Annotated in this window: 19 protein-coding genes; 3 read left to right on the top strand and 16 right to left on the bottom strand. The window is 62.3% G+C overall.

The window, feature by feature from the left end; translation table 11 throughout:
* Window positions 1–170: 170 nt before the first annotated feature.
* The 4 genes from DOM41_RS02880 to DOM41_RS02865 all read right to left on the bottom strand — a co-directional run bounded on the left by DOM41_RS02880 (window position 171) and on the right by DOM41_RS02865 (window position 4,626).
* Window positions 171–1,658, bottom strand: a complete 1,488-nt coding sequence (locus DOM41_RS02880; protein ID WP_110685342.1) for a bifunctional 2-methylcitrate dehydratase/aconitate hydratase — start codon at window positions 1,656–1,658, stop codon at window positions 171–173.
* 75 nt (window positions 1,659–1,733) lie between these two features.
* Window positions 1,734–2,855 carry a bifunctional 2-methylcitrate synthase/citrate synthase gene (gene prpC / locus DOM41_RS02875; RefSeq protein ID WP_110685341.1) on the bottom strand — a complete coding sequence of 374 codons (1,122 nt, stop codon included), beginning with the start codon at window positions 2,853–2,855 and terminating at the stop codon, window positions 1,734–1,736.
* Window positions 2,856–2,944: 89 nt separating this feature from the next.
* Complete coding sequence (gene prpB, locus DOM41_RS02870; RefSeq protein ID WP_110685340.1) at window positions 2,945–3,829, bottom strand: methylisocitrate lyase; 885 nt, start codon at window positions 3,827–3,829, stop codon at window positions 2,945–2,947.
* Window positions 3,830–3,831: 2 nt separating this feature from the next.
* Window positions 3,832–4,626 carry a GntR family transcriptional regulator gene (locus tag DOM41_RS02865; RefSeq protein WP_110685339.1) on the bottom strand — a complete coding sequence of 265 codons (795 nt, stop codon included), beginning with the start codon at window positions 4,624–4,626 and terminating at the stop codon, window positions 3,832–3,834.
* Between the two features lie 259 nt (window positions 4,627–4,885).
* Between DOM41_RS02865 and pabB the strand changes: the two genes are divergently transcribed.
* Both pabB and DOM41_RS02855 read left to right on the top strand, forming a co-directional pair.
* Window positions 4,886–6,280: an aminodeoxychorismate synthase component I gene (gene pabB / locus DOM41_RS02860; protein WP_110685338.1), complete on the top strand. Its 1,395-nt coding sequence runs from the start codon at window positions 4,886–4,888 to the stop codon at window positions 6,278–6,280.
* Between the two features lie 184 nt (window positions 6,281–6,464).
* Window positions 6,465–7,085, top strand: a complete 621-nt coding sequence (locus DOM41_RS02855; protein ID WP_110685337.1) for a phosphoadenosine phosphosulfate reductase domain-containing protein — start codon at window positions 6,465–6,467, stop codon at window positions 7,083–7,085.
* 80 nt (window positions 7,086–7,165) lie between these two features.
* On the opposite strand, the gene cysB is transcribed toward DOM41_RS02855, so the two are convergent.
* A complete protein-coding gene (gene cysB, locus DOM41_RS02850) occupies window positions 7,166–8,134 on the bottom strand; it encodes an HTH-type transcriptional regulator CysB (protein ID WP_110685336.1) in 969 nt (322 codons plus the stop codon).
* A 236-nt stretch (window positions 8,135–8,370) separates the two neighbouring features.
* Between cysB and trxA the strand changes: the two genes are divergently transcribed.
* On the top strand, window positions 8,371–8,694 hold the full coding sequence (gene trxA / locus DOM41_RS02845; RefSeq protein ID WP_110685335.1) for a thioredoxin: 324 nt from the start codon (window positions 8,371–8,373) through the stop codon (window positions 8,692–8,694).
* Window positions 8,695–8,811: 117 nt separating this feature from the next.
* On the opposite strand, the gene DOM41_RS02840 is transcribed toward trxA, so the two are convergent.
* From DOM41_RS02840 to hrpA, 11 genes are all read right to left on the bottom strand, one after another.
* The gene (locus tag DOM41_RS02840) at window positions 8,812–9,921 is read right to left on the bottom strand and encodes an AI-2E family transporter (RefSeq protein WP_245391711.1); all 1,110 of its coding nucleotides are present in this window, start codon (window positions 9,919–9,921) and stop codon (window positions 8,812–8,814) included.
* 210 nt (window positions 9,922–10,131) lie between these two features.
* Window positions 10,132–10,953: a phosphate ABC transporter ATP-binding protein PstB gene (pstB, locus tag DOM41_RS02835; protein ID WP_110685334.1), complete on the bottom strand. Its 822-nt coding sequence runs from the start codon at window positions 10,951–10,953 to the stop codon at window positions 10,132–10,134.
* Window positions 10,954–10,973: 20 nt separating this feature from the next.
* On the bottom strand, window positions 10,974–11,825 hold the full coding sequence (gene pstA / locus DOM41_RS02830; protein ID WP_110685333.1) for a phosphate ABC transporter permease PstA: 852 nt from the start codon (window positions 11,823–11,825) through the stop codon (window positions 10,974–10,976).
* A 15-nt stretch (window positions 11,826–11,840) separates the two neighbouring features.
* Complete coding sequence (gene pstC / locus DOM41_RS02825; RefSeq protein ID WP_110685332.1) at window positions 11,841–12,782, bottom strand: phosphate ABC transporter permease subunit PstC; 942 nt, start codon at window positions 12,780–12,782, stop codon at window positions 11,841–11,843.
* 105 nt (window positions 12,783–12,887) lie between these two features.
* Window positions 12,888–13,928, bottom strand: a complete 1,041-nt coding sequence (gene pstS, locus DOM41_RS02820) for a phosphate ABC transporter substrate-binding protein PstS (protein WP_110685331.1) — start codon at window positions 13,926–13,928, stop codon at window positions 12,888–12,890.
* A gap of 339 nt (window positions 13,929–14,267) precedes the next feature.
* The gene (locus DOM41_RS02815) at window positions 14,268–15,470 is read right to left on the bottom strand and encodes a Bcr/CflA family multidrug efflux MFS transporter (protein WP_110685330.1); all 1,203 of its coding nucleotides are present in this window, start codon (window positions 15,468–15,470) and stop codon (window positions 14,268–14,270) included.
* Window positions 15,471–15,625: 155 nt separating this feature from the next.
* Window positions 15,626–16,129, bottom strand: a complete 504-nt coding sequence (locus tag DOM41_RS02810; RefSeq protein ID WP_110685329.1) for an STAS domain-containing protein — start codon at window positions 16,127–16,129, stop codon at window positions 15,626–15,628.
* Window positions 16,122–17,264, bottom strand: coding sequence for a PP2C family protein-serine/threonine phosphatase (locus tag DOM41_RS02805; protein ID WP_245391716.1), 1,143 nt, complete (start codon window positions 17,262–17,264; stop codon window positions 16,122–16,124). The genes DOM41_RS02810 and DOM41_RS02805 overlap by 8 nt, the downstream gene beginning before the upstream one ends.
* 10 nt (window positions 17,265–17,274) lie before the next feature.
* Window positions 17,275–18,021 (bottom strand): MlaA family lipoprotein, encoded by a 747-nt coding sequence (locus DOM41_RS02800; protein ID WP_110685327.1) that lies wholly within the window; start codon window positions 18,019–18,021, stop codon window positions 17,275–17,277.
* The gene (locus DOM41_RS02795; protein WP_110685326.1) at window positions 18,021–19,151 is read right to left on the bottom strand and encodes a beta-ketoacyl-ACP synthase III; all 1,131 of its coding nucleotides are present in this window, start codon (window positions 19,149–19,151) and stop codon (window positions 18,021–18,023) included. The genes DOM41_RS02800 and DOM41_RS02795 overlap by 1 nt, the downstream gene beginning before the upstream one ends.
* Before the next feature lie 91 nt (window positions 19,152–19,242).
* Complete coding sequence (gene hrpA / locus DOM41_RS02790) at window positions 19,243–23,250, bottom strand: ATP-dependent RNA helicase HrpA (protein ID WP_110685325.1); 4,008 nt, start codon at window positions 23,248–23,250, stop codon at window positions 19,243–19,245.
* Window positions 23,251–23,376: the final 126 nt, after the last annotated feature.

Raw genomic sequence — 23,376 nt, 5'->3', positions numbered from 1 at the left:
ACGCTTGGCTTACTTTTCGCTGACCCCGAAAACCTGTCTCGTCGTCAGCGGATGCGTACTTTACCCATCAGTTAGCGGCCTGACAACCCCTGCCTCGAGAAAAACTGACTTCTGCCTTGGCGCTACCAGTATCGGCGGCGCTATGGCGGCTTTTCGCCGCCGACGATGACTTACTGAGACACCCAAAGGTCCATAAAGGCAGGTACCGCTGTCGCCTCCAGTGCTGCGCTATCTTCGTAGAGATCGTATATCTGCTGGCAGCGTCCGCCGGGAAAACGGGTCGCCAGGCTGCGCTGGAACTTGGCCTTGAGTCGCGGCACGCCCTCTTCACGCCGACGGCGATGGCCGATGGGATATTCCACCGCCACCCGTTCGGTCTGACTACCATCATTGAAGAAGACCTGGACGGCATTGGCGATCGAACGCTTGTCCGCCTCGAGATACTCTCGGGTATAGCGCGGCTCCTCGATCACCTGCATCTTGGCGCGCAGCGTATCGATGAGCGGATGCGTTCGATGAAACGCATCTTCGTAATGCTCGGCCTCCAACACACCGAATATCAACGGGACCGCGACCATATACTGCAGGCAGTGGTCTCGGTCCGCCGGATTGGCAAGCTCCCCCTCCTTGGAGATGATCCGTATCGCCGACTCGTGCGTCGTCACCTCGATGCGCTGGATATCATCGAGGCGTTCCTTGATCTGCGGATGCAGTGCCACGGCCGCCTCGGCAGCGGTCTGGGCGTGGAATTCGGCCGGGAAACTGATCTTGAACAGCACGTTCTCCATCACATGCGTGCCGTAGCTGCGCGACAGTCGGAAGCGGCGCGCTTCGACGGGCTTGATCGCCTGATCCCTGTTCGTCTTGCTGAACGAAACATCGTAGAACCCCCACTGCGGCGCCGACAGCGCGCTCGGAATTCCCATCTCACCGCGCATGGCCATGTCGGCGAGGCGCACCGCCCGGGAGGTGGCATCCCCGGCTGCCCAGCTCTTGCGCGACCCGGCGTTGGGCGCATGACGATAGGTGCGAAGACTCTGCCCGTCGACGAAAGCATGCGACAGCGCCGACAGCAGCTGCTCCCGGCTGGCGCCCATCAGTTTGGCGACGACCGCCGTCGAAGCCACTTTGACCAGTATCACGTGATCCAGCCCGACCCGATTGAAGGAATTCTCGAGCGCCAGGTTGCCCTGGACCTCGTGGGCCATGATCATCGCCTCGAGTACGTCTCGCATCGTCAGCGGCGTCTCGCCGCGGGCAAGTCGCTGACGCGACAGATGATCAGCCACTGCCAGAATGCCCCCCAGATTGTCCGACGGGTGCCCCCACTCCGCGGCCAGCCAGGTGTCGTTGTAGTCCAGCCAGCGAATCAAACAGCCGATATCCCACGCCGCCTTGACCGGATCGAGCGACAGCGCGGTGCCCGGTACGCGCGCGCCGTTGGGTACGACGGTACCCTCGACGATCGACCCAAGCAGTTTCGTGCACTCGGGAAAGCGCAGCGCCAGTAGCCCACATCCCAGGGTATCCATGAGGCAGTGTCTGGCGGTATCGAGGGCTTCCAGGCTGTCGATCCGATAATCCAGAACGTAATCCGCGATTGCCTGGAGCTCAGGGTCGTAGTCAGGTCGTTGATTGAGATCGACGTTGGCAGTCATGTCGCCTCCTTGGCAGTGACAGTGGAAGTCGGTCGTTCCGGCTCGAACAGCGCCTTTCGAGGTCTGGCCTTGCTGCTAGCGCTGCGCCAACGGCACCCACTCGCGGCGCTCCGGGCCGACGTAATCCGCACTTGGGCGAATAATTCGATTGTTGGCGCGCTGCTCGAAGACGTGGGCGCACCATCCGGCCAACCGGGAGCAGACGAAGATCGGCGTGAAGAGTTTCGTCGGGATGCCCATGAAGTGGTAGGCACTGGCGTGATAGAAGTCCGCGTTCGGGAACAGTCCTTTCTCTTGGCGCATGACTTCGTCGATACGGGCGGAGACGGCGAAGAGATGATCGTCACCGACGTCCTCTGACAGCGATTGAGACCAGTGGCGAATAATGGCATTGCGCGGATCGGCCTCTTTGTAGATCGCGTGGCCGAATCCCATGATCTTTTCCTTGCGCTGCAGCATGGCCAAAAGCTGGCGCTCCGCCTCTTCGGCGGTCGACCAGCGACTGATCATCTCCATCGCCGCTTCGTTGGCGCCGCCATGCAGCGGACCGCGCAGTGAGCCAATGGCCCCAGTCACGCAGCTGTGGAGGTCGGAAAGCGTCGAGGCGCAGACTCTGGCCGTAAAGGTCGACGCATTGAACTCGTGCTCGGCGTAGAGGATCAGTGAAACGTTCATGACCCGCGCGTGCAGCTCGGACGCTGGCTTGCCGTGCAAGAGATGAAGAAAGTGCCCCCCCACCGAGCGGTCGTCTGTCTCGGTTTCGATCCGCTCGCCGAAGTGCGAATAGCGATACCAGTAGTTGAGTATCGACGGCATGACCGCCAGCAGCCGCTCAGCATGGCGCTGCTGATCTTCGTGGCGCTGCTCGGTCTCAAGCGTACCCAGCATAGAAGTGCCAGTACGCAGGACGTCCATGGGGTGTGTATCGCTCGGAATCTGTTCCAAGACTTTCTTGAGGGCGTCGGGTAGCCCCCTCAGCGCGACCAGACGCGTGACGAAGTCCTCCAATGCGTTGCTATCGGGCAACTCACCCCGCAGTAGCAGATAAGCTACCTCTTCAAAGCGGGCGTTATCGGCCAGGGCCTGGATATCATAACCTCGGTAGGTCAGCCCGGAGCCGCTCTTGCCCACCGTGCAAAGCGCCGTCGACCCCGCGCTCTGCCCTCGTAACCCGGTGCTCTTCGGTGTATCGGTCATGCAAGCCTCCTGGTTGTCTCAATACCACGCATGGCAAAGACCGGCCCCCGCTACCTCGCCCCCGCAATCGGGCACCGGACGGTGTACTGTCACGCCTTCTTCGCGGCGAAGAGCGCATCGAGCTTGCGCTCGTAGTGGTGATAGCCGAGAAACTCGTAAAGCGCCTCGCGCGTCTGCATCGTTTCCACGACGTCGCGCTGGTGCCCCTTGGCTTGAATGTCACGATAGACGTTGAGTGCCGCCGCATTCATGGCGCGAAACGCGGATAACGGATAGAGCACCATGCGACAGCCGACGCCTGCCAGCTCCTCCTGAGTGAACAACGGGGTCGCGCCGAACTCGGTGATATTGGCAAGAATCGGTGCATCGACTCCCTCGCAGAAAGCGCGGTAGTCCTCGAGTGTGTGCACCGCCTCGGCGAAGACCGCATCCGCACCGGCGTCTATGCAGGCATTCGCGCGCGCCACCGCAGAGGCCAATCCCTCTTTTTGAAAGGCATCGGTGCGCGCGATCAGATAGAAATCCTCGTCACGTCGAGCATCGGCGGCGGCCTTGATTCGATCGACCATCTCCGCCTGCGAGACGATTGCCTTATTAGGGCGATGTCCGCAGCGCTTCTGTGCCACCTGATCTTCCAGATGGACGGCGGCAACGCCGGCCCGCTCCATTTCCTGGATGGTTCGCGCGATGTTCAGCGCCCCTCCCCACCCGGTATCGATGTCCACCAGCAGCGGCAGCGACGACGCCCCGGTGATCCGCCGCGCGTCCTCGGCCACGTCATTGAGTGTCGTCATACCGAGGTCGGGCAGGCCAAAAGAGGCGTTGGCGACACCGCCCCCCGAAAGATAGATCGCCTGGTGCCCGACACTCTCCGCCAGCAGCGCAGTGTAGGCATTGATCGTCCCGACGATCGGTAGTGGGCGCTGGCTCTCGAGCGTGGCACGAAAGCGTGCTCCGGGGGTCGCGGATGTCATGGTCAACTCCTCGAGTCTGGGTCATCGCTCGCGTTGGCATGGCCAGGGGACAGCCCCGGCGTCTGGGTCTCGTTGTCCTGATCGGGTGCCTCGCCATCCAGCGTCAGCGCATAGCTTGCTGCCACGTTCTCGCGCGCGGCACTGACATGGCGTCGCATCAGCAGCTCGGCAAGTTCGGCGTCGCCAGCCTCGATGGCATCAACGATACGATGGTGCTCAACGAAAGCGCGATGAGGTCGCGCCCCACTGGCACTGAACTGGGTGCGGTAGAGTCGGACGAGGTAATAGAGATCGTCACACAGGATCGTCATCAGCATCCGATTATGGCTGCCCTGCACGATCCGGTAGTGGAAATCGAGGTCACCCTCTCGCTGATAGTAGGCCTCGCCGCTGTCGAGGTCGCTCTGGCGCTCGTGGACGGCGAGGACCCCGCGCAGCCCGGCAACTTCCTCTGCCGTCATGTGGGAAGCTGCCAGTCGCGCGGCCATGCTCTCCAGTGCCTCGCGGACGTCGAACAGCTCGAGCAGCTCGTCCATGGAGAGCTTCACCACCCGGGCGCCGACATGGGGCACCCGTTCGATCAGGCGATAGGTCTCCAGGCGTCGCATGGCTTCCCGCAGCGGACCGCGAGAGATACCGTAGCGCGCCGAAAGCTCTGGCTCGGTGATCCTTGTGCCCGGGGGTAGCTCGCCGCGCACGATAGCGCGCTGAAGCTGGTGGAAGACACGTTCGGCGAGGGTTCTCACCACGGGAAGATCGGTGTCGTTATCTGAAGCGTTCAAAGCAGGATCGGTCATCGATTGTTAACAATAGAGGTCATGTGTCCATACTAAGGGTCTTCCCCTTCGGACGCCAAATCGCTGATACCCGTGGCATCGCTTGGGAGCTTCAAATCTGCCCGCAAGCTCAAGCGCCTCCGACAGCATTGTCGACAACCAATAGCCGGATCATCGCAACCCAACCGTCCGGCCGTCAGGCGTCAGCGCATCACCGGGTCGATGTCAGCCCCCGAGTCAGGGACAATAAGCGCCGATAGCTGCCACGGGAATGATTGACATGGCTGACCGCCTCCCCCCTCTAGGCGTCGTGACGGTCCCCTACTCGCCGGACCCATCGCCCTACTTTACCGTGCTGCGGCACCGCCCTGACGCCATACTCCTCGACAGCGGACGGCCGAAAGCCCCCGGTGGGCGCTTCGACATTCTTTCCAGCGACCCGATCTATACGCTGAGCCAGGAAGCGGGGCAGCTGCGTTGCTCTCCCTCGCTGCCAGGCTTGCCGAACGCGCCCTTCGAGGCGCAGCGCTACCTGCTGGATCACTGCATCAACCACCACCTGCCGCTTCTTGAGGCTTCTCTGGCTGAACGCTACCGGGCGCTACCGTTCTTCGGCGGTTTGATGGGGCAGTGGGGCTATACGCTGGCTCAGGCTCATCGCCAGGGTGCACCCGACTCTCGACCCGGCGGCACGCTGCCGGTGCTGCGCCTCGGCGTCTATGACTGGGCGTTGATCCAGGATCACGAGACTCAACGCAGCTATCTCATCGCTAGCGCCGAACGACGGGAGGCCGTGCTCTCCTGGCTGAAGACGCCGCCCACTGAAACCGATTCGTCAGCGTTTGCGCTCACCACCGCATTCACCCCGGATATGGACCGCAACAGTTACGGCGAACGCTTTCGCCGTGTTCAGGCCTACCTCCAAGCCGGTGACTGCTACCAGATCAACCTCGCTCAGCGCTTCACTGCCGGCTACCGTGGCGATTTGTGGCAGGCCTACCGGCAACTGCGAGAGGCCACGCCCACACCCTACGCCGGTTATCTCGCCACCGACGGCGGCGGCACTCTCTCGCTCTCCCCCGAGCGCTTCGTGCGCGCAATCGACGGCCAGATCGAGACCCGTCCGATCAAGGGCACGCGGGCACGAGGCAATACCCCCAGCGAGGATCGCCGACTCGCCGAAGCCCTTCAGACGAGCGCCAAGGACCGAGCCGAGAACATCATGATCGTCGATCTTCTGCGTAACGATCTAGGAAGGGTGTGCCGCCCGGGCAGCGTGGAAGTGCCTCAGCTCTGTGGGTTGGAGAGCTATGCCAATGTGCACCACCTGGTCAGCGTGATTCGTGGCGAGCTAGAGGACGGTGTCGATCCGCTGGATCTGCTCGCAGCCGCCTTTCCCGGCGGCTCCATCACGGGCGCACCCAAGCACCGCGCCATGCAGATCATCGACGAACTCGAGCCGAGCCAGCGCAGCGTCTACTGCGGCAGCCTCGGGTATGTCGATCGTCGCGGGCGAATGGATACCTCGATCGCGATACGCACGGTGGTTGCCCAAGCGCAAACGCTGCACATCTGGGGCGGCGGCGGGTTGGTCGCGGACTCCCAGGAGCAGGAGGAGTACGACGAGACGTTGGCAAAGATCACCCGGCTGATGACGGCCCTGGGCGGCGGTTAATGCGCTGAGCCGAACCGATTAATAACGAAAAAGGCTTTTCGCACGACCCCCTTAGACTTTTCCGCTATATATCTTTCTAACCAAACGGTATTGGCGGGCGTTAAAGCGGCATTGTTAGAGTGCGCTCATACGCCTCGCTCGGCGAAGACCCGGGCCAGGGGCGATTCACCGTTTGGAGAGACTCATGACACTCGACATCGATTCGCTCAACCGCGACATCGGCAACGACCCACTGGCCCTGACCGAATTTGCACTAGGTCAGAATCGCAAGGCCATCTGCACGACCAACTTTCGCCCCTTCGAAGCGGTCATTCTCCATCTGGTGACTCGCGTGCGCCCCGACATCTCCGTTGTATGGATGGATAGCGGCTACAACACACCCGCTACCTACCGCTTCGCCGACGAACTTCAACAACGCCTGGATCTGAATCTCACCATCTATCATCCCCGGCGTTCCCGCGCCCATCGCGAGGCGATCGAAGGGGCGACGCCGACAATCGACGACCCCCGACACGCCGCCTTTACCGAGGAGGTGAAGCTAGAGCCCTTCCGTCGCGCGCTGGCGCAGGAGAATCCTGGCGTCTGGTTGACGGCCCTGCGCGCCGAGGACACCGCGGAACGCGCCCTCATGCAACCGCTGAGCCTCAATGCCGACGGTTTGCTCAAGGTGGCCCCAGTGCTGCACTGGAGCGCCAAGCAGATGCATCAGTATCTCCAGACCCACGACCTTCCCAATAACTTCGACTACTTCGACCCCACCAAGGTTGAAGAGAAACGCGAGTGCGGCCTGCACCTGCAACACTGAAAAGATGACGTGACCGACAACGAAAGCGCCCCGCCTNNAGGCGGGGCGCTTTCTTGCCTGGGGTCTGTCGACCGAGCGGGCTACAGGACCGGCAGCTCGATATCCCTGAAAAGATCCGCCTCATGACGTGGCCCGGCAGCCAGCGCGGCTTCCACGGTGTCGCGATCCAGATGCCCCGCCAGACGGCGGACGAAATCGAACATGTAGGTACGCATGAAGGTGCCCCGACGGATACCGATCTTGGTGGTGGAGCTCGCGAAAAGATGAGAGGCATCGATCGCCACCAGGTCACTGTCGGCGACGGGGTCGATTGCCATGTGGGCGACGATCCCAATGCCCAGCCCCAATCGGACATAGGTCTTGATCACATCCGAGTCCGCCGCCGTCAGCACCACGTTCGGCGTCAGCTCTCGAGATTTGAACGCGTCGTCGAGCTGCGAACGGCCGGTGAAACCGAACACGTAGGTGACCAGAGGATGCTCTGCCACCCGCTCCAGCGTCAGCTCCCCGGTCGCTAGCGGATGATCCTTGGGAACGAGCACACAGCGATTCCAGCGATAGCAGGGCAGCAGGACGAGGTCATTGAAGAGCTCGAGCGATTCCGTGCAGATGGCGAAATCCGCCGTGCCGTCGCTGACCATCTGCGCGATCTGCTTCGGGGTCCCCTGCTGCATGTGCAGTGCGACGTCGGGATATTTCTGCCGGAACTCGCCGATCACGCCCGGAAGCACGTATCGCGCCTGAGTGTGCGTCGTTGCGATGGCCAGGCTACCGCGACGCTCGTCGCTGTGCTCCTGCGCCACGTGCTTGATGTCATCCACGGTGCGCAGCACCTTACCCGCCAGCTCGACGATCGCCTCCCCGGCAGGTGTCACACGTGTCAGATGCTTGCCGCTGCGGGCAAATATCTCCACCCCCAGCTCGTCCTCCAGCAAGCGTATCTGCTTGGAGATACCAGGCTGGGAGGTAAAAAGACTTTGCGCGGTGGCGGACACGTTGAGTTGATGGCGGGTGACTTCCCACACGTAGCGCAGCTGCTGAAGCTTCATGGACCACTCCCTGACCACAACCCACCAAATGGGTATAAAGGATCACTTTTGCATTACTTTACGCAATAAGAACCGCGCCGTGAAGCCGACGGGAGGCGTTATCAGGGAATTAAAATCCATCCTTTAATAACCGGTAGCTATCGTTGCGATTGACTCGGCAGTTTGCCACTGCTCTTGGCAGGGGCTAACATCGCCCCATGAGCTCGCAGAGCGCAACGTATCAAGGAGTCAATCTCATGTCTCATAGTGTCGATGTCACCAATGCGAACTTCGAGCAAGAAGTGCTCAAATCCGAAAAGCCGGTGCTGCTCAAGTTCTGGGCACCGTGGTGCGGCCCCTGCAAGATGATGGCCCCGGTTGTCGATGAAGTCGCCAGTGAACAAGCCGATGACCTCAAGGTGGTCAGCGTCAACGTCGACGACGCCCCCGAGATCGCCTCCGAACATGGTGTGCGCGGCGTTCCCACCGTGATGCTGTTCAAGTCCGGTGCCAAGGTGGCGTCGCTGGTCGGCGCTCAGTCCAAGTCTCAGCTTACCCAGTTCATCGAACAGAATGGCTGATAGCCCCGTCGATGAATGAAAAAAAGCCGTGCGATGAGCACGGCTTTTTTCATTGGCGACTGTGAATCGAGCGCTATCCTCGCCCCTCTCGCTTGCTCATCGATCGTGTCATTACAGCTACTCCTCGAGCTCGTTGAGCGCCTCGCGTGCCCGACGCTGTCGCATCCGGCGATGCTCTGAAGGGCCAAGCATTTTGGCAATCCAGCGCGTCTCGGGGTGACTTTCGAGCGCGATCTTCAAGGTCATCGTCAACGGCACCGACAGCAGCATGCCGACCGGACCCAGCATCCATCCCCACACCACCAGCGACAGAAACGCCACGAGCGTCGAAAGGCCCATGGCTTTGCCCATGATCCGTGGCTCGATCAGGTTGCCCAGAATGAAATTGATCGCCAGATAGCAGCCCGCAAGACTCAAGGCCTGAACAATTCCCCCTTCCGGCATCGCCAGCGTCAACAGCACTGGCGGAATCGCCGCCAGAAACGATCCGATGTTGGGAATGTAGTTCATGATGAAGGCAAGGGCGCCCCACATCAGCGCGAACTGGACCCCCACCAGCCAGGCCGACAGCACCACGAGCACCCCGGTAATCAAACTGATCACGGTCTTCACGGCCATGTAGCGCTTCAAGTTGTAGCTGAACTCGGTGAAACGCTCGAGGCTGGGTCCGGGATTGCTCAACGCCCTCGCCACCTTCTGGCGAAAGTCGAGCGTTTCGAACAGCATGAAATTCACCAGCAGCAGGATCACCAGGCTCTGCGATAGCACCACCCCGAGTCCGCTGATGAAGGTTGCCGCCCAACCCTGCTCCTCCGATCCATCCATCATCTCGGAGAGCTCCTCCGGTGACACCGACAGGCCCTGGTTGGCAAACCACTGAAGCAGCGAAAGGTAATGCCCTTCCAACTGCCGCTGCATCTGGGGCCAGTTCTCCATGAACATGGCGAAGCTGTTGCCCAGCAGCGTGCCGAACAACGCCATCAGACCGCCGAGAATCAGCAGGGTGATGAGCACCGCGGCATAGGAGTTCATGCCGCGTCGGTAAAGCCAGTGCACCGGCGACGCGCAGATGACGGCAATGAATACCGACAGCAGCAACGGAATGATGATGCCCTCGGCGGCACGAATGCCCGCGATAATGACCGTCAACGACGCCAAAATCAGTATCAGATTGAAGGGTATGTTACGAAAAGCGTTGTCCTGCCCGGGAACCATGAGATCGTCCATCCTTGTGACGCGTCATCGAGCGTTCGACCTTACCACGATCCTCTCTTGGCCACGTTGATTCACGTCTAGCCTCACTCTCCTTCCCTACCGCTGAGTCTGAATCCCGCTGGCGGGGGATGGATAACGACGCGTATCAACGACACTGCCCCCGTCAGCGCAAGCTAACGGGGGCAGTCTCTATCCGGGTTCACTCGCAAACGCTCGTATCCGCTAGCCGTAGCGACCCGTGATGTAGTCCTCGGTGCGGGACTCTTTCGGCTGGGTGAAGATCTTGGTGGTGTCGTCACACTCGATCAGGCTACCGAGATACATGAAAGCCGTGATGTCGGAGATCCTGGCCGCTTGCTGCATGTTGTGCGTCACGATCACGATGGTGTAGTTCTTCTTGAGCTCGTTGATGAGATCCTCGATATATCCCGTTGAGATCGGATCGAGCGCCGAGGTGGGCTCGTCCAGCAGGATGACCTCGGGTTTGACGGCGATCGTGCGCGCAATGCAAAGCCGCTGCTGCTGCCCGCCCGAGAGCGCCTGACCGCTGTGCTTCAGCTTGTCCTTGACCTCTTCCCACAGCGCCGCCTGGCGCAGCGCCCACTCGACACGCTCCTCGAGCTCTCGGGAAGAGAGCTTCTCGTACAGGCGAATCCCGAAGGCAACGTTGTCGAACACGGTCATCGGAAACGGCGTCGGCTTCTGAAAGACCATGCCGACCCGTGAGCGCAGCAGGTTGAGATCGACCTTAGCATCGTAGATGTCCCGCTGATCGAGCAGGATCTTACCCTGCGTGCTGATCCCCTCGTAGAGATCGTGAATGCGGTTGAAGCAGCGGATCAGGGTCGATTTCCCGCACCCCGACGGCCCAATGAAGGCCGTCACCTGGTGCTCCGGTATCTCCATCGAAATGTCGTTCAGCGCCTGAAACTTACCGTAGTTGAGACTCAGGTTTTCGACTTTGAGCTTGGTCGCGGCGGTTTCCCGAGCCGTCGATGCCGAAGGGGCTGCGTGCTCTGCTTTGACTTTAAGATCAGCGTTCATGGCGGTCTCGTGACGAAAGATCAGGAGCGCTGGCGCGAAAAATAGCGCGCCGCGATATTGAGAATCAGGATAGCGGCGGTGAGGATCAGCGCACCGGCCCAAGCGAGAGAGACGAGATCAGGAATAAAGGCGTTGATCGTCATGTTCTGATAGATCGTCATCGGCAGGTTGGCCATCTCGTTGTTGAGCTGGAAGAAATTCCACTGATTCGAGTTCAGTGAAGTAAACAGCAAAGGCGCTGTCTCCCCGCTGATGCGGGCGAATCCCAGCAGAATGCCCGTCATGATGCCGGCCCGGGCGCCGCTATAGCAGACGCGAACGATGATCCACCAGCGGTGGGCGCCCAGCGCCGCCGCTGCTTCGCGCAGCGAATTGGGGATCAGCTGCATCATGTCCTCAGTGGAGCGAATCACCACCGGCACGATGATGACCGTCAGTGACAGTACGCCAGCCCAGGCCGAGAAATTGCCCATCGGCACGACCACCACGGCGTAGATGAACAGCCCGACGATGATCGAGGGCGCGGAGAGCAGCACGTCGTTGATGAAGCGGATGACCTTCGCCGTCTTGCGCTTTCCGCCGTACTCGGCGAGCCAGGTCCCGGCGGCAACGCCGATAATCGTACCGAAGACGGTGGCGACCGACGTCATCACCAGCGTCCCCCAGATGGCGTTACCCAGACCGCCGTCGGTCATGCGCGTGCGCTCGGTAAAGATAGACAGCGAGATAGAGCTTATGCCCTTGCTCACGAGCGTGAACAGGATCGCGAACAGAAACAGAAACCCGATACCGGTCGCGACCAGACAGGCGGCCATCACGACCTGATTCCGCCGTTTGCGGCGGCGATAGAGCGGAGTCGTCGTCGTATTCATTGCATGCACTCCGATTCAGGCGTGGCGGCCGGTGCTGTTGCGCAGCAGATAGCGCGCGAACGCCAGCACGGCAAAGGTGATCAGGAACAGAATCAGACCGAGCGCCAGCAGTGCCGAGCGCTGGGTACCGTCCGACTCCGAGAACTGATTGGCGATCAGCGCAGCGATCGACGTGCCCTGCCCGGTCAACGTTGGATTCAGGAAGAGGTTGTTGCCGATGACAAAAGTCACGGCCATGGTTTCGCCAAGGGCACGACCCAGCCCCAGCACCACACCACCGACCAATCCGCCCTTGACCGACGGCAGGATCACCTGGCGCGCCACCTCCCAGGTGGTGCAACCCAGTCCATAGGCGGACTCGCGCATGACGGAAGGCACCGTATTGATGACGTCACGGCTGACGGCAGTGATGAACGGGATGATCATCACCGCAAGGATAATGCCGGCGGTCGTCAGTCCGGTGCCGGCAGGAAAGACATCGGGAAACCAGGTTCTCAGCAGCGGCGCCAGAACCTCCATGCCCCACATGCCGTAAATGATCGAAGGGATACCGGCCAGCAGCTCGATGAGCGTGCTCAACGGCTGACGGAGGAATCCGGGGCAACGCTCGGTCAGGAAGATGGCGATGCCGAAAGAGATGGGCACGGCGATGACGATCGCGATGATCGACGTCAGCAGTGTGCCGTAGATGGCGGGTAGCGCGCCGAACACCTCGACGTTGGCTGCCCAGCGATTCTCGGTAAAGAAGTCCACGCCATAGCGCTGGAGTGCCGGCCAGCTCGATACCATCAGCGATGCGATGATCGCCCCGAGCAGCAGCAGCACGGCAAGAGCGAAGCCGAAAAGGACACGCTCGAACCACACATCGATTTGCGCCTTGCGGCGCAGGCGCTTGTGCATCGCCTCGCTGAGATGCCCCAGTCCACTGCCTGTTCCAGCCGAGTTAGTGGTGGCCATGGTGTTTCCTCGTGGGCTTGCTGCAAGGCCGCTCTTACGGCGGCACTCTATACGACACCGCGGCGGAAGTGGTCACCCACTCCCGCCGCGGCTTTACTTCGGGAGTTACTGGTTCCAGACGGCGTCGCCGTTCGGCCCCTGGATGTCGCTCCAGCTGTCGCGAACCATGTCGGCAACGTTGTCCGGCATCGGCACGTAATCCAGTTCCTGCGCCATCTCGTTACCGTTGCTGTAAGCCCAGTCGAAGAACTTGAGCGCTTGGTTGGCGGCTTCCGCGTCCTGAACTTCTTTGTGCATCAGGATGAAAGAGGCGCCGGTGATCGGCCAGCTGTCAGCGCCCGGCTGATCGGTCAGCACCAGGTACATGCCCGGTGCGTCCTGCCATTCGGCGTTGCCCGCCGCCGCCATGAAGGACTCCATGCTCGGCTCGACGACATTACCGTCGCTGTTCTCGAGGTGGACCAGGCTCAGCTCGTTCTGCGCAGCGTAGGCATACTCGACGTAACCAATCGCCCCGTTGGTGCTGCCGATCTGGCTGGCGACACCGGCATTCGCCTTGGCACCGACACCGGCGGGCCATGCCACAGACTTGCCTTCACCCACGGTACTGGCGAAGTCTTCGCTCACCTTGGAGAGGTAGTTGGTGAACAGGAAGTTGGTGCCCGAACCTTCGGCGCGATAGACCGGCGTGATCTGCGCGTCAGGCAGCTCGACATCCGGGTTCAGCTCGGCGATCGCGTCGTCGTTCCAGTTGGTGATATTGCCCAGGTAGATATCGGCCAGCGTGTCGCCGTCGAGGTTCAACGACTCGCCATCGAATCCGTCGATATGGAAAGCGGCAACGACGCCCCCCATTACCATCGGCCACTGCATCAGGCCATTCTTGTCGAGCTCTTCCTTGGTCATCGGCGCATCACTGGCGCCGAAAGTGACCGTCTTGGCGACGATCTGCTGAATGCCGCCACCGGAGCCGATCGCCTGATAGTTCAGGCCGATGCCGGACTCATCCTGGTACGCATCCGCCCACTGGGAGTACACCGGGTACGGGAAGGTGGCACCGGCACCGGTGATGGCGTCCTGCGCCTGAGCGCTGGCGGCAATGACGAGCGAGCCGGAGATGAGCGTTGCGAAGACATGTTTGAGCATAGCGATATCCTGTTTCCACCTTGAATGCGTAGCGAGAACGACTCTGCGAAGGTTCGAAATCTTGGAGATCACATTACGTCAGCTGCATGACACTTTTGTGACACCTGCAGTGGAACTGACACTTGAGTCACCGTCGATCTCGAGTGGGACACAGGCATTGCCGATGCCATCGGCAATGCTGCGGCCCGATCAAAAGACGCCACTTGGGGCGCCAACCTCAGCACCACCGACCTTGCCAAAGGGATATGACAGGAACATGACACACGTCAGAACGCGTAAATTCACGACGCTTTTGCGTAACGCCATGCTCATGGAAGGAGCGCGCCTGGCGGCGCCACGCTACGCGGCCGGCGCGGCCTTTTTCAACGCAGCGCCTGCCAGGATGCGCACGGCAAGATTACCCAGGAGCGTGGCCGACAGCATCACGGCCACCGTGGGCCAGGCACTGGCAATTTCGAAGGCGCCAACCAGTGCCCCCGCCGCTGCGCCACAGGTAAATTGAAGACAGCCCTGCAGCGCTGTCGCCGTGGCGCTCATCTTCGGAAAGTGATCGAGCATCGAGGACATCGCGTTGGGGCTGATCAGCCCCTGCATCCCCACGAACACCACCATCATCGGCGCGATGGTATAGATGGAGTCGAGCCCGGTGATCAGAAGGGCCACCAGCGACAGCCCCGCCGCCAGCTGGATCCCCAGGCCCAGCAGCAGATTCTGCTGTGGCGTTCGCGTCCGCAGCAGGCGAATGTTGAGCCGGTTCGACGACGCCATGATCAGAATGTTGGCACCGAACACGAACGGATAGAGCGCAGACGACAGCCCATAGTGCTCCATGTAGAGATAGGGCGAACCGGTAATGAAGGCGAACATGCCGGCGAACGACATCGATACCGCAGCGATATACCCCATCGCCTCGCGGTGCTTGAGCACGCTGAGATAGTTGTTGAGTATCTGCCCCGCAGAAGGCGCATCGGGATCCCGGCCGTGCGTCTCCGGCAGATAGCGTCCAAGCAGGAGGATGACAAACAGCGCATAGACCGCCAGGAACATGAAGATCAGCCACCAGTCGGCCAGGTGCAGCAGCGCACTGCCTAGCGCTGGCGCGACCAGCGGCGCCATCATCAGGATCATGACCATGGTCGACATGACGCGCGCGGCCTCACGACCGCTGAACTGGTCGCGCACGATCGCCGCGGAATTCACCACGCAGGCACCGCCCCCCAATGCCTGAATGAACCGCCAGCTCCAGAGCGATGCCAGCGACCCCACCTGGGTCAGCGCCAGACTGGCGAAAAGGAACACCACCAGGCCGGTCATCAGCACCGGCTTGCGCCCGAGTCGATCCGACAGCGGGCCACAGATCAGCTGGCCCAGCGCGAACCCCAGCAGAAAGACGCTCAGTGACAGTTCCGTATGATGAACGCTGGCATCGATGGCGGCCGCGATCGATGGCATCGCGGGCAGGTAGGCGTCAATGGCCAGCGGCGCCAGCGCCGTATTGGCGGCGACGAGTAACGCCAGCCGACGTGCGGTCAGAGCAGCCACACCCCCTCCTCTAAATGGAAACCATGACAGACGACCGTCATTGCGCTCGTCTGGAGTCCGGGCACCGACATCATGGTCCTTGGCGGCACCCGATCGAACGGTAGGTGATAGCGGTGAACAGGGAAATAACGTGCGGCGTCAGGGCGGGACGCTTGTCACCGGGATACGGGCCCCATGGCCTGGGACTCAAGCAGCTCGACCAGCGGCTGGAATTCGTGGCGGTTATGATCGCTCATCTGCATCAGAATGCGATGTGCCTCGAGAATCCGCTGCTGAAGCCCCGAGGCGTCAGCTTCGACCGGCGGCAGATCAGCGAGCGCCGGGGGGTCGGTTAGTGGGGCTTCGACCAGCGTGAAATAGCGCGCGAATCCCATTACATCGAGCATGTGCAGGACGTCGGGATGCTCGGCGATGATGGTCGGCGGCTGCTCGACGCGACCCTGAACGGCGAGCGCCACCTTGGCGAGGAAGCCCAGCGCCGTTGAATCGACGTTGGTGGCCTCACGAAGGTCGACCATCACGGCGCGCAACCCCGGCAGGTCGGCCAGGCGCTGCGCCTGCGCATCCAGCGTTGCGCAGAGCGTCAGTCGGACGTCGCCGCACAGTTTGAGTACGAACACGCCCGAGTCGAAGGCTGCCTTGATGCGTCCTTCAACCACGATCGAAACCGCTCAATGTCATCATGCTGAGGTCATCCGGGAGTTGATCACCCAGCGCCAAGCCATCCTTCAGCTCATCGACGCGGGTACAACGTGAAACGCGCTGCTCGAGTTCCCTGAGGCGCGCATCCAATGAAGTCGACGGCAAACACTCCAGTACACCGTCTGAGCATAACCACAGCCGAAACCGCTCTGGCAGGGCGCGGCCGAAGATGGGGTATTCGACATCCGGAAACAACCCCACCGGCGGCCCCTTGCCGCCAAGATAGACTGTTTCAGTCTCGGTCTGTAGTAGCGGCATGGGTAGCTGCGCGCCGAGCGAATAGTGCAGAAAACGTCGCTCGTGGTCCAGCACCCCAGCGAACACGGTAGCGTGCTTGCCGATACCGGTGGCGATCAGTTCACGATTGAGCTCTCCGAGCCAGCGCGAGGGAAAGGCCTCGGGCAGCAGTGTCGACCACTGCGACAGCCAGCGGCTACAGAGGTATCGCAACAGCACCGTCACGAACGCCGATGACGCCCCATGACCCGCGACATCCGCAAAATAGAAAAACGAGTAGCGCTTGTCACAGCACTGGAAATCCAGGAAATCGCCCGAGAGATACAGCGATGGCGCCAGCCAGTAGTCACAGCGCACACCGTTGTGCTCCACCCCCTGATGAGGCAGCAGCTTGCGCTGGACGTGACCGCCCGCTCGCTGGTCCTCGCGCAGGATTTCCAGATGCTCCTCCAGACGCTGATTCAGCGCCTGCAGTTCGGCACGGCTCTGCTCGTGGGCCCTGGCCAGACGGTCGAGGTCGAGCGCGCGTCGTATCAGCCGACGCAGGATATCCGGATGTTTGAGCGGCTCGACCAGGTAATCAATCAGGCCGGCGTCCATCGCCTTACGCAGGTCGTCGTGATGCAGGCTCTCACTGACGACGATGGTGGGCGCCCCGGCGGTCAGCTTTTCCCAGCCCTGATGAGAGACGGCTCGAACGTGGGCGACCACAAGATCGCAGTCCGGGGACAGCGCTGCCAGCGACTCAGACACGCGGACCCTCACGTCGAGACGCGCAATCTCACCGACCAGGGTTTCGCGTTCACCACCCGCCACATCGATCACACCAATGACGGGGGCATCCGGCAGCGTAATGGGCACGGGTCTACTCGGCGAAGTCGTCTTCGCTGTACTCGAAATCATCACCGAAGCCACCGCTGGCGAACGGATCCTCACCCGCTTGCCCATTGGTGACCTCGAACTGGCGACGCTGGAGATAGGTATCGCGGATGAAGCTGTAGCGGTCTCCCTGAATCAGCTCTTCCTGCTCGAGAAGGTCAGCCCGCAGGTCGACGAAACGCAGGAAGGTCAAGCCGTAGCGCCAGGCGTCGTCTTCGACGTAAGTGATGGGATAGGTGTAGGAGTCAACCGGCAGGCCGCTCGCATCACGCACCGTACTCGGGCCCAAAATGGGAAGCACGAGGTACGGGCCGGAATCGACACCCCAGACGGCCAGCGTCTGACCGAAATCCTCGTCGTTGACGTCGAGCCCCATCCGGGACGCCGGATCGAGCAGCCCGCCGATCCCCAGCGTCGAATTGATGAGGAAGCGGCCCGACGCGACGCCGGCGTTGCTCCACTGCCACTGCAGAACGCTGTTGAGTGCCGTGCGAATCTCCCCCAGATTGGAGAAGAAGTTGCCCACGCCATCCTGCACCGGCTCCGGCGTCACGGTGTCGTAGCCCCGGGCCACGGGTTTCAAGGCATAGCGGTCGAGCGTGTCGTTGAACTGATAGACACCCCGGTTGAACCCTTCCCATGGGTCCTGCGGGTTGGTGTCCTGCCCCGTAGAAGCGCAGCCGCTTAGGGCTACCGCGACACAGGCGCCGCCTAGCCAATGGATCGATTTCATTAACACGCATTCCCTTTACGCAGAATCACACTGCCCGCACTGTAGCCCGCGCCGAACGAACACACCACCCCGACATCGCCTTCGGCGAGATCGTGACGATGCAGGTGCAACGCGATGATCGAACCCGCCGAGCTGGTATTGGCATAGCGGTCCAGAATGACCGGTGCTTCGCCGACTGTCGGCTCGCGGCCGAGCACCCGTCTCGCGATGAGATCATTCATGTGGCGATTGGCCTGATGCAGCCAGAGTCGGGTGATGGATTCGCCGGTCAGCGACTGACTCTCGAGATGATCGAGAATCAGATCCGCGACCAGCGGGCAGACCTCTTTGAATACCTTACGCCCCTCCTGCACGAAGAGCTTGTCCCCGGCGTCAGCCTCGCTATCGGCCAGCCGGTTGAGAAAACCGAAATTGTTGCGGATCGCATTGGAGAAACGCGTCGTCAGGCGCGTGCCCAGCACCGTGAAGTGCTCTCGCTCCCGCGCCAGATGATCGGCCTCGAGCACGACGGCCGTGCAGGCGTCACCGAATATGAAGTGACTGTCGCGATCGCGGAAATTGAGATGCGCCGAACAGATCTCCGGACTCACGACGAGCACCCTTTCCAGGCTGCCCGCGCGAATCGCATTGGTCGCCATGTCGATCGCGAAGGTGGCGCTGGAGCAGGCGACGTTCATGTCGAAGGCGTAGCCGCCAGCCCCCAGCAGCGCTTGTAGCTCGACCGCGACCGACGGATAGGGCCGCTGCAGGTTCGAGCATGCCACGATGACGAGATCGATATCGCGGGCATCGATGCCGGCCGCGGCCAACGCCTCCTCGGCGGCCGCTCGCCCCATCTCGGCCTGAACCGAAGGCGCCTCGTTGTCCCGCTCGGGAAGATCAGGGCGCATGCGCTCGGGGTCGAGAATACCCGATGCGTTCAGCACGTAGCGGCTCTCGATGCCAGAAGCCTTGACGATGAAGGCCTCACTCGAATAGGCCAGCGGCTCACGCTGACCGTCGTCGATCGCCGCGGCGTGACGCGCGTTCTCGGCGTCGACCCAGGTGTTGAAACTCGCGACCAGCGCCGCGTTGTCGATGGCGTCCGGCGGCGTATAGAGCCCGGTTCCGGTAATGACGGCCTGCGTCATGCACAACTCCTTGTAAGCGGTCACCGCCGCCCTTACGTCCATTACGACCCACGCACCCGATCGGATGCGCAATGACTTTCGAGACTCTGGCTCAGACCTTCTGCCCGGTAATTTCCAGCCAGCGCTTGGCAAGGCGCTTCTCCGACACCGTCTCCAGGGTGCCCAGCTGCTGGGCGAACAGTGACACGCGCCATTCCTGAAGCCACCAGCCGAACTCGATCAACGCGCGCTCGGGAATCCCTTCACGCTCCGTCGCCTGACGCCGCGCATCCAGTCTCGCCTCCCACGCCTGAACCTGCTGCATGGCAAGCTGGTCGCGGCGAGGCTCCCGTGGCAATTTCTCGAGGCGAATTTCGGCGGCCTGCAGGTAACGCGGATACTGCGCCAACCAGTCACCGGCTTCCCGCACGAAGCCGGGATACACCAGCCGCTGCATCTGGGCCTTGAGATCGCTGTAGCTGAGCGCCACTGCGAACCCGACATTACCCTTGAGCGCCTTGGTCACCGCGAGGTGCCCCTGTAACGCGGGCTGTAGTGCTTCGAGCAGCGCTTCGGCGTGGGGAACGAGGTCGCCGCGCCAGGCCGCGACCCGTGCGTCGAAGGCCTCCCGCGAGCGCGGCATCGGGTCCGCGGCGATGGTCTGCGCGAGACACGTATCGACGACGTCGCGAGCGAGCTGGTCCCGGGTGCCTACCTTGGCGAACAGCAGCGCGCACGCTTTCAGCTGCGGCAGCTCCCGCTCGATGGTGGTCACGACACTGGCGAGACGCCGGCGAGCGAGTCGCACCAGCCCTTCACGGTGAGCCTGGGCGGCGCGTTCGGCATGGTCGAACCAGGCCACCCGCATGCCGTCCTCTTCCAGCACCAGCGCAGGGAACACCTCGACCTGAATACCCGCCTGCTGGGTCGTGCTGGAATCCGGCAGCGACGTCTCCGGCAGGTCGTCGAGGCTCTGGGCGGTCGTCGTCTGCTCCTCGGCCATGGCGCGGGCACCCGCGGCCGCAGCCTCCACGAATCGCTCGCGCAGCGTCTCCAGGTCGCGCCCCTCTCCCAGCGTCTCGCCCTCATGGTCCACCACCCGCAGATTCATGTGCAGGTGGGGCTCCAACTGTTCGAGGCGCCAGTCGGTGGCCTCGAGGCGAATCCCCGTCTTGCGGCGGAGAAACTCCCCGAGCGCCTCTTCCACGGACCGCTCGTCCGGCGTCAGGGTCGCCAGCGCGGCATCCACCCAGTCAGGAATCGGCACGACCTGGCGGCGCACCGGCTTCGGTAGCGCCTTGAGCAACGCGATGGACTTCTCCCTGAGCAGCCCTGGCACCAACCACGAGAGCCGTCCCGGCGAGAGCTGGGCGAGCATTACCGCGGGCACCGTCAGCGTCACGCCATCGTCGCTCGCGCCCGGCGCAAAGTGATAGCTCAACGGGTAGCGCACGCCGTTGAACACCAGCTCGTCAGGGTACTGCTCGACGCTGACATCATCGGCCTGACGCGCCATCAGCGTTTCGCGGTCGAGTTTGAGTCGGTCCGGGTTCTCAAGCTCGATCTGGTGACGCCACTTCTCAAAGCTCTTGCCGCTGGCAATCTCCGCCGGCAGCCGCTCGTCGTAGAAGGCAAAGAGCGTATCGTCGTCGACCAGAATGTCGCGCTTGCGCGCGCGATCCTCGAGATCCTCGACCGAGGCCAGCATCTGCTGGTTGTGGGCGAAAAAATCGGCCGTCGTCTGATAGTCCCCCTCGACCAGCGCGCGGCGAATGAAGAGTTCACGGGACTCCTGCGGGGCGATCTTCGAGTAGTCGACACGCCGTCCGGTGACGATCGGCAGGCCGAACAGGGTGACCTGCTCGAGGGCGATCACCTGCGCGCGCTTGCGCTCCCAGTGGGGATCGCTGTAACTCTTCTTGATCAGGTGCTTGGCCTGCGGCTCGATCCACTCCGGCTTGATCCGGGCGCAGTCGCGGCCATAGAGACGACTGGTCTCGACCAGCTCGCCGGCCATCACCCACTTCGGCGGCTTCTTCGACAGACCCGACGACGGGTGGATCAAAAAGCGACGATTGCGCGCGCCGAGAAACTCGCGGCTCTCCGGCTGCAGCTGACCCAGATTCGACAGCAGGCCCGACAGCAGCGCCTGGTGCAGGCGCTCGGCGTCCACCGTCGGCGCGCTCTCCTCGTCCGTCGGGGGCCGCATGGCACTGGTGAATTCGAGCTGCATCTCCTGACACAGCTTGCGCAGCTGGCGATAGGTGTCGTGCCACTCGCGCAGGCGCACATAGTTGAGGTAGCGATCGCGGCACCAGCGTCTGAGCTGACTGCTCGAGTGGGTATCCCGCGCGCGCTCGAAGCCCTGCCAGAGATTGAGCCAGGCGACGAAGTCGGAGTGAGGGTCGTCCCATTCGCGGTGCTTCTGATCGGCAGCCTGGCGCTTCTCGGCGGGACGCTCGCGTGGGTCCTGAATCGACAGCGCGCTGACCACGATCAGCGCCTCGCGGACGCAGCCGAACTGCTCACCGGCCAGCACCATGCGTGCCAGCCGAGGATCGATCGGCAGCCGCGCCAGACGCCGCCCCGTTTCGCTGATGTGTTCATTGGCGTTGACCGCGCCGAGCTCGAACAGCAGGCGGTAGCCATCCTTGACGAAACGCGGGTCCGGCGCATCGACGAACGGAAAGTCGAGCACGTCACCGAGCTTGAGCGACAGCATCGACAGAATGACCGAGGCCAGATTCGTGCGCTGAATCTCCGGCTCGGTGAACTCGGGCCGAGCGAGAAAATCTTCCTCGCCGTAGAGGCGGATGCAGACGCCTTCGGCGACGCGCCCGCAGCGCCCTTTACGCTGTTCGGCGCTCGCCTGGCTCACCGGCTCGATCGGCAGCCGCTGCACCTTGGCACGAAAGCTGTAGCGGCTCATGCGCACCAGTCCCGGGTCGATCACGTAGCGGATACCCGGCACCGTCAGCGAGGTCTCGGCGACGTTGGTCGACAGCACGATGCGCCGCCCCGCGTGAGACTGGAAAACGCGGTTCTGCTCGGCGTTGGAGAGCCGGGCATAAAGCGGCAGTATTTCGGTGCTCTTGAGGTCGGCCCGCCGCAACACGTCAGCGGTTTCGCGAATCTCTCGCTCGCCGGGCAGAAACACCAGAATGTCCCGCGGGCCGCCATACCAGCGATTCTCGCGCTCGACCTGCTCGATCTCCTCTACCGCGGCAACGATCCCCTCCTGCAGCGTGAGATCCTCTTCCTCGCGTGATTCGCGGACCAGCGGGCGGTAGCGGACTTCGACCGGATAGGCTCGCCCGGAGACCTCGACCACCGGTGCCGGACGGCGTTCGCCATCCTTCTCGATAGCGAAGTGCTGCGAGAAGCGCTCAACGTCGATGGTTGCCGAGGTGATGATGACCTTGAGATCCGGGCGGCGCGCCGTCAGCCGTTTGAGATAGCCGAGCAGAAAATCTATGTTGAGGCTGCGTTCGTGAGCCTCGTCGATGATGATCGCCTCGTAACGCCAGAGGTCCGGGTCGTGCTGGGTTTCCGCCAGCAGGATACCGTCGGTCATCAGCTTGACCAGCGTGTTGTCCCCGGTCTGGTCGGTGAAGCGCACCTGATAGCCGACCTGCTCGCCGAGTTCGACCTCGAGTTCCTCGGCCACCCGCGCCGCCACCGAACGCGCCGCGAGTCGACGCGGCTGCGTGTGACCGATCATCCCGCGCCGGCCGAGCCCGAGCTCCAGACACAGTTTGGGGAGCTGCGTCGTCTTACCCGACCCGGTCTCGCCGGCCACGACCACCACCTGATGCTCGCCGAGCGCCTCCAGCAACGTCTCGCGCCTGGCGGCGACGGGCAACGACTCGGGGTAGTTGAGCGTCAGCGGCTGCTGACGGCGGCGCTCGACCGCCTGGCGCGAGGCGGTCAGACGCTTGTCGATCTCGGCCAGCGAGCGATCGATGGGCTTGCCCTCCTTGGCCCGCCGCGCGAGACGCGACAGCCGCCGACGCTGCTCGGCGGCGTCGCGAAGAAGGCACGTCTCGAGCTGACGCTCAAGATCGTTCAGGGCTTTCAGTGACTGGGCTTGCTGAGAAGCTGGGGAGGCGGTGGCGCTCAAAGAGTCCCTCGGCGTCGGCGGAGAAGTCGGCTAGAAAAGCACGGCAGTGATGCCTCGACGAGCGAATGGCGTCTCCGCTCGTCGGGGGATTCCTGCCGCGATTTCCTGACACGGTGGCGTGATCAT

The organism is Salinicola aestuarinus (genome assembly GCF_003206645.1).
GTDB classification, from domain to species: domain Bacteria; phylum Pseudomonadota; class Gammaproteobacteria; order Pseudomonadales; family Halomonadaceae; genus Salinicola; species Salinicola aestuarinus.
The sequence above is the reverse complement of the archived record's forward strand: the minus strand, read 5'-3'. Positions and strand labels throughout refer to the sequence as shown.

Bases quoted from the DNA above. Each gene is read 5' to 3' on its own strand.
- DOM41_RS02880 (WP_110685342.1), bottom strand. From the start codon at position 1,658: ATGACTGCCAACGTCGATCTCAATCAACGACCTGACTACGACCCTGAG.
- prpC (WP_110685341.1), bottom strand. From the start codon at position 2,855: ATGACCGATACACCGAAGAGCACCGGGTTACGAGGGCAGAGCGCGGGG.
- prpB (WP_110685340.1), bottom strand. From the start codon at position 3,829: ATGACATCCGCGACCCCCGGAGCACGCTTTCGTGCCACGCTCGAGAGC.
- DOM41_RS02865 (WP_110685339.1), bottom strand. From the start codon at position 4,626: ATGACCGATCCTGCTTTGAACGCTTCAGATAACGACACCGATCTTCCC.
- pabB (WP_110685338.1), top strand. From the start codon at position 4,886: ATGGCTGACCGCCTCCCCCCTCTAGGCGTCGTGACGGTCCCCTACTCG.
- DOM41_RS02855 (WP_110685337.1), top strand. From the start codon at position 6,465: ATGACACTCGACATCGATTCGCTCAACCGCGACATCGGCAACGACCCA.
- cysB (WP_110685336.1), bottom strand. From the start codon at position 8,134: ATGAAGCTTCAGCAGCTGCGCTACGTGTGGGAAGTCACCCGCCATCAA.
- trxA (WP_110685335.1), top strand. From the start codon at position 8,371: ATGTCTCATAGTGTCGATGTCACCAATGCGAACTTCGAGCAAGAAGTG.
- DOM41_RS02840 (WP_245391711.1), bottom strand. From the start codon at position 9,921: ATGGACGATCTCATGGTTCCCGGGCAGGACAACGCTTTTCGTAACATA.
- pstB (WP_110685334.1), bottom strand. From the start codon at position 10,953: ATGAACGCTGATCTTAAAGTCAAAGCAGAGCACGCAGCCCCTTCGGCA.
- pstA (WP_110685333.1), bottom strand. From the start codon at position 11,825: ATGAATACGACGACGACTCCGCTCTATCGCCGCCGCAAACGGCGGAAT.
- pstC (WP_110685332.1), bottom strand. From the start codon at position 12,782: ATGGCCACCACTAACTCGGCTGGAACAGGCAGTGGACTGGGGCATCTC.
- pstS (WP_110685331.1), bottom strand. From the start codon at position 13,928: ATGCTCAAACATGTCTTCGCAACGCTCATCTCCGGCTCGCTCGTCATT.
- DOM41_RS02800 (WP_110685327.1), bottom strand. From the start codon at position 18,021: ATGAAATCGATCCATTGGCTAGGCGGCGCCTGTGTCGCGGTAGCCCTA.
- DOM41_RS02795 (WP_110685326.1), bottom strand. From the start codon at position 19,151: ATGACGCAGGCCGTCATTACCGGAACCGGGCTCTATACGCCGCCGGAC.